Consider the following 11,581-nt stretch of genomic DNA (forward strand, 5'->3'; position numbering starts at 1 on the left):
CCTACTAATTCCGAACTAACGTATCCGTACAAATCTTCGATACAAATAAAGCTTGGTTCTTGTTCACTTTTTATAAGGTTACTTGTTTTACAGTAATTTTCTCCTTTCTTATTTTTCCCATATCTTCTTGATATGGAACGCTGTAACCTGCATTTTCTTTTCTCTAGTTTCTTTACTTTTTGAGTTTTATTTATATTCTGATACTTATGCCCATCCGAACAGATCGCTAAATCTTTCATTCCTAAATCAATTCCAATGCCTTCGTTTGATGGAAGAGCAAAACGATTTTCGCAAGTCGCCGTCCGGGATAAACTTACCACCATTCTTATAATTCTCTTGCTCTCTACTCAAAGCCCAGTTATAAGCAAATCTGGCCGTATTGACATATTGGAATAATTTCGTCTTTTGCTTATTGTTTGGTAGCAACATGATTCGAATTGTTTTTATTTTGTTTATCAGTTAAGCAGTCCTGCTTTTTTCAATTCCTCCTCGAGCTTTGGAACATGCGTTGCTTCCATTTCTGTCAGTGGAAGCCGCAGGGAGCCAACTTCCATTCCCATCAAATTCAATGCTTTCTTAACCGGAATTGGATTTACCTCACTAAATAATGCTTTGACTAATGGTAAATATTTTAATTGTAATTGTAAGCTTTCTTTTGTACGTCCTTCCAAATAATAAGTAACAATATCATGGGTTTCTTTTGGTACTACATTCGCCAAAACAGAAATAACACCTTTTCCACCTAATGATAAAACGGGTACAATCTGGTCATCATTACCAGAATATAAATCTATTTTTCCATCTGTTAAGTTCATAATTTCTGCAACTTGTGAAATATTTCCACTTGCTTCTTTAATCGCAACAATATTTTCTACATTTTTATATAGTGTCGCTACCGTCTGAGGTGCAATATTTACCCCCGTTCTACTTGCTACACTATATAATATGATTGGAAGCTTAACTGATTTAGCTATTGCTGTATAGTGAGCAATTAAACCATTCTGTGTTGCTTTGTTATAATATGGTGTTACACACAACAAACCGTCTGCACCATATTTTTCTGCCTCCATCGACATATCAATTGCACTTTGGGTACAGTTTGAACCTGTACCTGCAATAATCGGAATACGTTTCTTTGCAAAATCAATACATGCCTTTATTGTTTCTTTATGTTCTTTTACAGTTATTGTTGAAGCCTCTCCTGTTGTTCCACAGACAATAATAGCGTCTGTGCTATTCTTTACATGGTATTCAACTAACTCCTCTAATTTTTCAAAATTGATTGCTCCATTTTCTTTCATTGGTGTTACCAATGCAACACCTGATCCTGTAAATATAGCCATTTACTTTTCCTCCTAAAAATAATAAACTGCAAACAAAAAAGTCGACCGATGGCCGACCCCTAAAGAACATGCTAATTAATCCTCAACAGTTGTATATTATTAGACTGCGTATCACACTAATAATTATACATTCTATTATGAAAACTTACACCTCTTTAGGTAGCACTCCATCAAACGATTGATGACAGTGATATGGTTCTTCACCATACCCCCAGGAACGATAAAATTCAGGTCTATCTACCTTCGGCATTGCCACCTTTCTGCCATTCTCATCTATGCCTGAACATATCCAATAACATACTATTTGTACAATGCACCTCTACCAATTTTAGTATATACTAACATTGTGTAATCTGTTTGTCAACTTAAAATTCAAATTCTTTTCATAATTATTCATTCGTTGTTCTCTTTTACTGTTCTGAATTCTGTCACAACATCCGCATGGGAAATCAACTCGTCCGGAAGCTTTTGCCCAGTAAGAATTAAACCAAAATCTTCCTCTTTAAGCTCAATCAAGCTTATCAATTCTTCTTTTGATATAATTTCTAAATCTAATAGTCCAAGAACCTCATCTAATACAAGCAAATCACACTCTCTTGTCTCAATTACCTTTTTAGCAAAATTAAATCCATTAATAATATTCCGTTTTTCTTCATTTTTTTCTTCGTCTGACAGATTACAATAACCTTCTTCTTCTTTTTCAAAACGGAATAGCTTAATCTCAGGTTCTAAACGGTTTAAAAATTTAACTTCTTCTAAACCTTTCCCCTTCAGAAATTGTATGATAATAACACAGCGTCCAAGACTGGCTTCTTTTATACAAAGACCAATGGCAGAAGAAGTCTTTCCCTCACCCTGTCCATAGTATATTCGTACCTTTGTATTACTCATTTTATTCCCTCCTTTTTCTCTTCCCATCAATAAAGAGAAAATATGGTTTTGCTATAACAATTTCCTCATACGAAAGTTATTATAGCACCATTCCCAAGAAAAAGCTATTCTTTTATTTATATGATACCAGGGTCAAAAGGTCATGTTTTTCATGCTGGCATGAAAAAACATGGCTTTGCGACCCGCAAAAACATGAGAAAGTAGCCTGGACAGGGCGGATTTCGAATGTTTTTAGGATGACGGGAGCACAAAGTGCATAGTCATCCGTAGGTATCAAGGGGCAAAATATCTTTTGACCCCGACATCATTTATATGCTCTTATTATCTCCTTACTATTCTTCTAAATATTCTAATTTGCTAACAGAAACTTCATAGGCAACTCTCTTTTCTACCTCAGTTTCTGATATTTTCTTTTGGTATTCTCTACTTTGAATTCTTCCCCAAATACGCAAATGTCCTCCTACTTCAAACTTTTCTGCATATCTTGCATTTCTTCCCCATGAGATACAAGGTATATAATCTGATTTTCCATATGGACGATTAACCGCCAGCAATAAATCTGCAATTTCTCTTCCAAGAGGCGTCTTTCTATATACTGGTGTTTTGCAAATATACCCGTCTAAATAGATAAAATTAGGTTTACTACTCTCATATCCCTCTTCACATACCCTAATTTCTCTTACAAATACGGATAATACTAACTTGTTTTTTGATTCTTCATGACGATTATAAGAACGGAATTGACCACTTGCTTCAATAATCTCCCCTCTATAATCTTTACTTACATCAATTAACCGTTCCGATATCATAAGTGGAATGATATCATAAGAATCACTCAAACGATTCACTTCAACATCCAGTAAATAAAATCCTTCCCCAAACACGTCATGACTATAACGGAATTCACTTACTACCTTTCCTGAAATGTTTACCTGATTGTTATCAAATACTTTATCTGTCATATGTATGACTCCTCTCTTTTTTCGAATATGTATTTTTATATTTTGTCATTAATATATATATGTAAAAAAATATAAAAATAGAATAAATTTTCATCCCCCTTTTTCTACATTTTAAAACATTTGATTCATTCTATCAAACAACTGCTATTATTTCAATTATTATTTCTAACAATATTTCCCATGATTTTTATATAATATTACATTCTAATTTATTTTTTCATGCAAAGAATGGCACTCGTTATAAGTCGTATTCCCTTTTTAATAGCAAAGTGCATAATAATAAGAACAGACAAAACTTAAAACTTGCAAATTTTCAAAGATGTGATATAATTAATCAGTTGTACGTGAACGGGTAACCCCCAACAGCAATTGATAGGAGAAATAAAATGAAACAAAAAAGAGAAGATATTCGTAATATTGCTATTATTGCCCATGTAGACCATGGTAAAACTACATTGGTTGACGAATTATTAAAACAGAGCGGAGTATTTCGTAGCAATCAAGCTGTTGTTGAGAGAGTCATGGATTCCAACGATATTGAAAGAGAACGTGGAATTACAATTCTTTCCAAAAATACAGCCGTTTATTATAAGGATACTAAAATTAATATCATCGATACACCCGGACATGCTGACTTCGGTGGCGAAGTAGAGCGTGTATTAAAAATGGTAAATGGTGTTATTCTAGTAGTAGATGCTTTTGAGGGAGCTATGCCTCAGACTAAATTTGTTTTAAAGAAAGCATTAGAGCTGGAGCTTCCTGTTATTGTATGTATCAATAAAATTGACCGTCCGGAAGCTCGCCCTAACGAGGTCATTGATGAAGTACTGGAACTTTTCATTGATTTAGATGCAAATGAAGAACAACTTGATTGTCCTTTCGTATTTGCTTCTGCAAAATCCGGTGTAGCTTGCCTGGATTTAAATCAAACACCTGAAAATATGCAGCCATTATTTGAAACAATTCTTGATTATATACCTGCACCTGAAGGTGACCCGGAAGCAGATACACAAATGTTAATCAGTACAATTGATTACAATGACTACGTTGGTCGAATCGGTGTTGGTAAAATTGATAATGGAAGTCTTCGCGTAAACCAGGATGTTGTTCTTGTAAACGAACATGATCCGGACAAGTTCCAAAAGGTTAAGATTAGTAAATTATACGAATTTGATGGTCTTAAAAAAGTAGAAGTTACCGAAGCAAAATTTGGTTCAATTGTGGCCGTATCCGGTATCACAGATATCCACATTGGTGACACAATTTGTTCCCCGGATAATCCTGAACCAATTCCATTCCAAAAAATTTCAGAACCAACGATTTCTATGGATTTCTTGGTAAATGATTCTCCACTTGCAGGGCAAGAGGGAAAATTTGTAACTTCTCGCCATTTAAGAGACCGCTTATTCCGTGAATTAAATACAGATGTTAGTCTTCGTGTTGAAGAAACAGAAAGTGCAGACTGCTTTAAAGTATCAGGACGTGGAGAACTCCACTTGTCTGTACTAATTGAAAATATGCGTCGTGAAGGCTATGAATTTGCTGTCAGCAAGGCAGAAGTCCTATATAAATATGACGAAAGAAATAAAAAATTAGAACCAATGGAACGTGCTTATGTTGATGTTCCAGAAGAATTTGCAGGTAATGTTATCGAAAAATTAAGCCAGCGCAAAGGTGAATTACAAGGTATGTCAATGGCAAATGGCGGATATACAAGACTCGAATTTTTAATTCCTTCCCGTGGTTTAATCGGTTATCGTGGTGAATTCATGACAGATACAAAAGGAAATGGTATTATTAATACTGTTTTTGAAGAATATGGTCCATACAAGGGTGATATTCAATATAGAAAACAAGGTTCTCTTATTGCCTTTGAATCTGGTGAAACAATCACTTATGGCTTGTTTAATGCCCAAGAACGTGGTACATTATTTGTAGGACCCGGTGAAAAAGTATATGGTGGTATGATTGTAGGGCAAAATGGAAAAGCTGAAGATATTGAAGTAAATGTATGTAAAAGAAAGCAGTTGACAAATACTCGTGCTTCCGGTTCTGATGATGCTTTGAAATTAACCCCACCTAGAGTATTAAGCTTAGAGCAGGCACTTGAATATATTGATACTGATGAATACTTGGAAGTAACACCTGAGAGCCTGCGTATTCGTAAGAAAATTTTAGATCCAACGCAAAGAATGCGTGCAAAACGTAATAGTAACAACAAATAACCCCTCTCACTTTATAAGGAAGGTGAATTATGACTGTAAGTTTAAATAGCATAACCGCATTTAGCCAGTCAGAATTGAGGAAATACGCTGCTCTTCGTCCTATCTATACTAGCGAAGGGCAGTTTTTAAATCAATTTATCTGGTCTGAATACTATAATACAGAGTATATTAAAACAGATTCTTATCTTTATTTTCTAATTGATGTATACAAACGACGTTCTACGATGATGCCTTACTGCCGTGTAGAAGATATCGAATCCACCTTTTGGGCAATCAAGCAATACTTTAATGAAGAATTAAAACTTCCGATGATTATGTACCTTGCAGATGAAACATTTTTATCTGTAATGAAACAATCTCCACGTTTTTTAGATGAATTTACATTTGAAGAAGACCGTGATTCATCGGATTATATCTATTCTGCTGACAAATTACGCACATTAAGCGGAAAGGCTTATCATAAGAAAAAAAACCATGTAAATGCTTTTTTAAAGGAATATGCCGGACGATTTGAGTATTCTACTCTTTCCTGCCGGAATATGGATGAAATTGAACAATTTCACGAGGAATGGTTAAAAGAACGAACCTTAACAGACCATTTTAACAGTATACGAAGTGAAGAAGACGGCGTTCACCGGATTTTTGATAATTGTTTTCTTTTGGATTGTAAATTAGGCGGAATTTATATCGATGGTAAGCTGGAAGCTTATTCTATCGGGAGCTATAATCCTAATACAAAATATGCTTATATTCATATAGAAAAAGCCAATCCAAACTTCCGAGGTTTATACAATTATATCAATCAGCAATTTCTGATTCATGAATTCCCGGAAGCTGAATTTGTAAACCGTGAAGATGACCTAGGGCAGGAGGGTCTTCGTAAATCCAAACTTTCTTATAAACCAATACGTTTAGAAACCAAATATGTAATACGAGAAAAATAAAAACTAAGAGTTTGGTACAAAGTAATTTTGCTTCTGTACCAAACTCTTATTCATCTATAGCTTATTTATTCCAAATCATAATTGTTTTTCCCATTACTTTCTGGATATCCATTTCAAATGCCCTTGTCATATCTTTAATGGAAGATACTTCTATCTGAGCACCTACTAAATTGCTTAAATATCCAAGAATTTCCGGATTACTTACATACATATCAACTGTTTTTTGAAAATCATCTCTACCACTGCGACTGCTTCCAAAAAGACGTAATCCTTTTTCCAGTACCATACGTGTGTTAATAGGAACCGGATATTCAGAAACACCTAATAATGAAATTGTACCTTCTGGATGAATGTGATCGATAATCTGGTCAATTGCTTTCTGAGAAGCTGCTCCTCCTACACATTCAATTGCATGATCAATTCTTAAATCTTCCGGAATATCTTTTACATTAAAGGTATCGTCTGCAAATGTGAAACCAGCTAATTTTTCCTCTGTTACACCAAAAATGTATAATTTCGTATCTGGAAACATTGCTTTAAAAAACGTTGCTGTAATGTAACCAAGGTTTCCATCTCCCCAGATTCCGACTGCATTTCTTCTCTGATGTGCAATTGAATCGAGTCTTCTCAACGCATGAACACTAACCGATACCAACTCTGTAAATGCTGCAACTGTCTTATCAATTCCATCTGGAAGACGAACAAGACGATCTCTTCCCATTGCCACATTGTCCTGCATGAAACCATCAAAACCACTGGCACGGAATTTGCTGCTACGGAGATAATTTTCAGCAATTACATTATCCACTTCTGTTGGTGTATTCGGAATCATTACAACTGCCTCACCCGGTTTATATTCTCCTTTTGGATCATATACAACTTCACCAATTCCTTCATGAATCAACGCCATTGGCAATTTTTTTGCAAGAATTTCAGCCGGTCTGACTCCTTGATAATATCTTTGGTCAGCATGACAGATAGATAAATGTGTCGGTCTGACTACAATCTCTCCACTAAATAAATCAATATCACTAAATGCAACTTCAAAACGCCTTGGTGCAACTAACCGATATACTGTATTAAGCATTTTTATTTATCTCCTTCTATAAGTGTTTCTGCCACTCTCAAATCATATGGATAAGTTATTTTAATATTAAATACTTCTCCCTCTACTAAATAAACAGGTTCTCCCTTTATGACAAAAATCTTTGCCGCATCTGTTAATATTTCTTTTTCCTCTTCTGTCAAAGCATTATACATATCTTTTAGTTTCTTTGCCTTAAACGATTGAGGTGTCTGTCCCTGGTACATTTTAGAACGGTCTGGAACTGAAGCTATTATATTAGAGTCGTCACTTTCTACAATTGTATCAGTAGCCGGAATAACGGTATCACACGCACCATATTCTAAAGCATAACGAATGTTATCCTCAATAATACGATAAGTAACAAATGGACGCACAGAATCATGGGTAACAATAATTGTATCATCATCCAATGTGTAATTTTCTTCAATATAACGAATTGAATTCATAATGGTTTCATTTCTAGTAGAGCCACCTTCAATTACAACAATCCTGTCTTCATCCTTTAAATATTTTTTCACTAAATTTTTTGTGTGACTAACCCACTGAGCTGGACACAATACTATCAACTTTTCAAAACTGTCATTCACATAGAATTTTTCAATTGTATGAATGATAATTGGTTTCTCCCCCACAGTCAGGAATTGTTTTGGTTTTTCTACATTTCCCATTCTACTTCCAATTCCTCCCGCCAGAATTACTCCAAAAATCATAATTTCCTCCATTCCGCCGTATAAACGGCATAAAAATTACATATTTATATTTTACTTCTTTAATGAATCATAAATAAGTTTTACAGTCCGTTCGGAAGATTTCCCATCTAAATCATCGAAAAATCTTGTTTTAAATGCCTTAATTTTCTCGGCTTCAAAATCTTCCTGCTTTATTGCAGTCACTGCCTGTCCAAAGCTTCTTACTATTTTACCTGGAACAAACTTCTCGTATTCATAATAAAAACCTCTTGTAGCAATATAACGCTGCAAATCATATGCAAAAAACAACATTGGAATATCTAGCAATGCAGCTTCGAAAATAACAGATGAATAGTCCGTAACCAACAAATCAGATACAAACAATAAATCATTTAACTCCGAATTATCTGACATGTCAATAATATATTCTTTATACTCATCTGGTATCTCATTTCTATCTTGTACAAATGGATGATGTTTGATAATAATAGCATACTCTTTATTCAGCTCTTCATATAAACGAACAACGTCAAACTTATCGACCGGATAAAATCCCGTCAGTTTACCTTTTCCACGGAAGGTTGGTGCAAATAATAAAATCTTCTTATTTTTAAGCTGTGGATAATTGGAATAAAACTGCTCCTGAACCTTTTTCTTATAATTGTCATCAAAGAAAATATCTGTTCTTGGTATTCCTGTTGCAACTGCTTTTTCCAAAGAGATTCCAAAACCTTCTGCATAAAACTTAGAAATTTCTTTTGAACTTACAATTGCATAATCATAATTTCTATGAGAAGGACTCTTCTGCTTTTGTCCACCCGGCTTTCCTAAACGGCTGTATCCGAATGTCTTAAATGCACCGCAGGCATGCCAAAGCTGAATCATTGTTGTTCCTTCTCTTCTAGGTATTTTATAAATAAGAGAAATAAAATCATCTACTAAAATAACCTTGGATGTAGCACAATAATAGCCATACAGCCATACATGCCAATAACTCATCCGTTTTGGTTCACTGTCATCTAAAAGGAATCGAATATCTAACGTTTTATCTTCTTTTAAGATATTATAAACAAATTCAAAATTACCTGTTAAATCATTTCTTCTATTTGATATAAATACAACTCGGTTTTGCTTAATTGGAAGCTTACTGCACACATTAAAAGCAGTATGAAGCGTTTTTATTTTACTGTCTGTAATACCAAAGTTCTTGCGAGTAAAACGATTTACTCTCCAACGCATATGGAAAAGAATCTTTAATGGTCCCCACTTTTTATTTTTAGGAGCTTTTTTTGCACATCCGATTAATGCCAATACACTTTCTACAAAATAAACAGGAAGTAAAGGTACTGACAATACAACTAAAATACAAGTCCATAGTCCTTTTACAAAGTTCTGAATACTTTTTACAATCCCAGTTGTAGTTTTTTCTGTTTGATCTTCCAGTAATTCAAATGTAAAAATTTTATTATCATCAGATGTATATATATTATATACTTTATCATCTTCCTCTTCTTCTAATTTTACATCACGGCTGATTCGAAATTCCATAGAATCAATTACAATATCGCCATACGTAAATTCAAACCAAAAATCAATTTTTTTATTTACCGGTGTATTAAAAAACAAATATTCTAAATTATAATTGTACTTTGCAAAAATCGTACATTCATTCAAATCTTCATTTGGAAAATATGCCTGTACAATCACTGGCAATCTTCTTGTTTCTACTCCATTACTAAAAATAACTGTAACCTTTGGATTTCTAACCTTTGGGTCATAAGGACAGTTTACTCTCAAATTGATATTAAGCATCTTACCTTTGCGAAACAGCTCTAATATCTTTAAACTATAACTTTCCAACGTCTTTCTCCTTCTTACGTGCTAATTCTAAGAAATATTTACCCACAAAAACATTCCCCCATTCTACAAGGCATTCATTTGTTATGATGCCCTCTCGAAAGTACATTGTAAGAATGGAGGAACCTTCTATTATCAGCTTATTTTTTTATCTTATTTTTTGCATAAGAAATACAACGTGCCATTTTTTTGCTAATAGAACAGGATTCACATTCCCTTTCTAATTCTTTCACACGTTTTTCTTCCTGTTGTAATTTTCTTTTATAATCAGCGCTCTCTTTTTCTGCTTTTAATACTCTTTCTTTCATCTTAGCTAAATTACGATTATAAGTTGGATAATAATTGTTCCAACGTTCAATCATCTCATCTAAACTGCAATTCCGAATAGACTTAATTGGTTCATACAAATCAAGTTCTTTCATTTTTTTATCAAGTGGAGCCTCATCCGGATTTACACCATCTTTAAAAATATGTTCTAAACCATTTTTATTCAAGAAATCAACATAATGTTCAAATCTCTTGTCATGTCCGTTTAATACCTGTTTAAAGTCAAGTTTTTGAACCAAATCAAAAAGATTGGTATCCTCTTTAATATCTTTTGCCCATACATGTGTAATATTGTGATATTCTGTCAATTCACGCATTCTCGCATCATGAGGAATTAATAATGCAGGGGCACCGGCAAGAATGGCTGTTATATTACCATGAAGTCTTGCACCAAAACTTAAATCTACTTTGCTTAAAAAATCAATCCATGTAACAGCACTATTAAAAAACTTAACTCTGTCTTCTGCATAAAGGCGGGCATCCAATGTGCATGGATAGGTTGGACGCTTCTGTACATGGGAATATGGAGTACCAGCATACAACAGACGAAGCTCATCAATACGTTGCGGCAAATAATAATGATTTGGCAACTGCATCATGCTTCTCTCTAAAAAATTCTGTACATTGTTAGGTGACATAACTGAATTATTCACACTAACAATAGAATCTGTCGTCAGATTTAAATCGCGAACCTTCAAATCCTTTCCAAACATATACATAGAAGGGCATCCAATTACCGTATGGTCAATTCCTTCACGAAATCCTAATTTTGTAAGATAATCAGATGTAATTTCTCCTCTTACTCCTACTATCGCAGATTTGTCTAAAACTGCCTTCACAAATTCCCTGACATCTTCATCAAATTCAAATGACTGGTTTAACTTAGGTTCAAATGGAGCTCTAAGCCCTACTCCGACTACTACACATGGTATAGTAAGCTTCTTAATTAGTTCTGTCGTTCTTCGCATTTCCGGCATAAAATCTTTTCGAAACGCATCTGCCAAAGGAATGACAAAACAATCATATTCTTCATTAATTTTTTCTGCATCTTTAGGATTTACTTTATAATGATTTGCTACTATTTCTGTATCTTCATCAACCATCAAGGAACGAAAAGCACTATAAGCATAAATAAGGTTACCAACATTATCTCCAATCGAATTCCCCTTCAGTATCTGCAAAGGCGACAAGTTTTCCAATGGTGATAATCCCGCCCTTATATAGATTCGTTTCATTTATGTCCTCCTTAAATTCCT

The 11,581-nt window shown here is 34.2% G+C and carries 10 protein-coding genes, 1 pseudogene and 1 riboswitch; of the genes and pseudogenes, 2 read left to right on the forward strand and 9 right to left on the reverse strand.

What is annotated here, in order from left to right; all coding sequences use genetic code 11:
* Window positions 1–29: 29 nt before the first annotated feature.
* The 5 genes and pseudogenes from FYJ58_RS01800 to FYJ58_RS01815 form a co-directional block, all read right to left on the reverse strand.
* Window positions 30–269: pseudogene (locus FYJ58_RS01800) on the reverse strand (RNA-guided endonuclease InsQ/TnpB family protein); the annotation flags it as partial.
* On the reverse strand, window positions 247–429 hold the full coding sequence (locus FYJ58_RS15285) for a helix-turn-helix domain-containing protein (RefSeq protein WP_334296394.1): 183 nt from the start codon (window positions 427–429) through the stop codon (window positions 247–249). The gene FYJ58_RS15285 and the pseudogene FYJ58_RS01800, both read right to left, overlap by 23 nt.
* Window positions 430–455: 26 nt before the next feature.
* Window positions 456–1,343 (reverse strand): 4-hydroxy-tetrahydrodipicolinate synthase, encoded by an 888-nt coding sequence (gene dapA, locus FYJ58_RS01805; protein ID WP_154516401.1) that lies wholly within the window; start codon window positions 1,341–1,343, stop codon window positions 456–458.
* A 152-nt stretch (window positions 1,344–1,495) separates the two neighbouring features.
* Window positions 1,496–1,673, reverse strand: a riboswitch (Lysine riboswitch).
* Between the two features lie 63 nt (window positions 1,674–1,736).
* A complete protein-coding gene (locus FYJ58_RS01810; RefSeq protein ID WP_154516404.1) occupies window positions 1,737–2,234 on the reverse strand; it encodes a cob(I)yrinic acid a,c-diamide adenosyltransferase in 498 nt (165 codons plus the stop codon).
* Window positions 2,235–2,566: 332 nt separating this feature from the next.
* Window positions 2,567–3,196 (reverse strand): single-stranded DNA-binding protein, encoded by a 630-nt coding sequence (locus FYJ58_RS01815; RefSeq protein WP_154516407.1) that lies wholly within the window; start codon window positions 3,194–3,196, stop codon window positions 2,567–2,569.
* Between the two features lie 386 nt (window positions 3,197–3,582).
* Between FYJ58_RS01815 and typA the strand changes: the two genes are divergently transcribed.
* Both typA and FYJ58_RS01825 read left to right on the forward strand, forming a co-directional pair.
* Window positions 3,583–5,421: a translational GTPase TypA gene (typA, locus tag FYJ58_RS01820; RefSeq protein ID WP_154516410.1), complete on the forward strand. Its 1,839-nt coding sequence runs from the start codon at window positions 3,583–3,585 to the stop codon at window positions 5,419–5,421.
* A gap of 29 nt (window positions 5,422–5,450) precedes the next feature.
* Complete coding sequence (locus FYJ58_RS01825) at window positions 5,451–6,365, forward strand: DUF2156 domain-containing protein (RefSeq protein ID WP_154516413.1); 915 nt, start codon at window positions 5,451–5,453, stop codon at window positions 6,363–6,365.
* Between the two features lie 61 nt (window positions 6,366–6,426).
* Here FYJ58_RS01825 and FYJ58_RS01830 read toward each other — a convergent pair whose 3' ends face one another.
* The 4 genes from FYJ58_RS01830 to FYJ58_RS01845 all read right to left on the reverse strand — a co-directional run bounded on the left by FYJ58_RS01830 (window position 6,427) and on the right by FYJ58_RS01845 (window position 11,560).
* A complete protein-coding gene (locus FYJ58_RS01830) occupies window positions 6,427–7,452 on the reverse strand; it encodes a ribitol-5-phosphate dehydrogenase (protein WP_154516416.1) in 1,026 nt (341 codons plus the stop codon).
* Window positions 7,453–7,454: 2 nt separating this feature from the next.
* Entirely contained in the window at window positions 7,455–8,162 is a 708-nt protein-coding gene (locus tag FYJ58_RS01835; RefSeq protein WP_154516419.1) for an IspD/TarI family cytidylyltransferase, read from the reverse strand.
* Between the two features lie 51 nt (window positions 8,163–8,213).
* Window positions 8,214–10,001 carry a CDP-glycerol glycerophosphotransferase family protein gene (locus FYJ58_RS01840; RefSeq protein WP_154516422.1) on the reverse strand — a complete coding sequence of 596 codons (1,788 nt, stop codon included), beginning with the start codon at window positions 9,999–10,001 and terminating at the stop codon, window positions 8,214–8,216.
* 137 nt (window positions 10,002–10,138) lie between these two features.
* Entirely contained in the window at window positions 10,139–11,560 is a 1,422-nt protein-coding gene (locus FYJ58_RS01845) for a polysaccharide pyruvyl transferase family protein (protein WP_154516425.1), read from the reverse strand.
* Between the last annotated feature and the right edge of the window lie 21 nt (window positions 11,561–11,581).

This window comes from Velocimicrobium porci (assembly GCF_009696045.1).
GTDB lineage: Bacteria > Bacillota > Clostridia > Lachnospirales > Lachnospiraceae > Velocimicrobium > Velocimicrobium porci.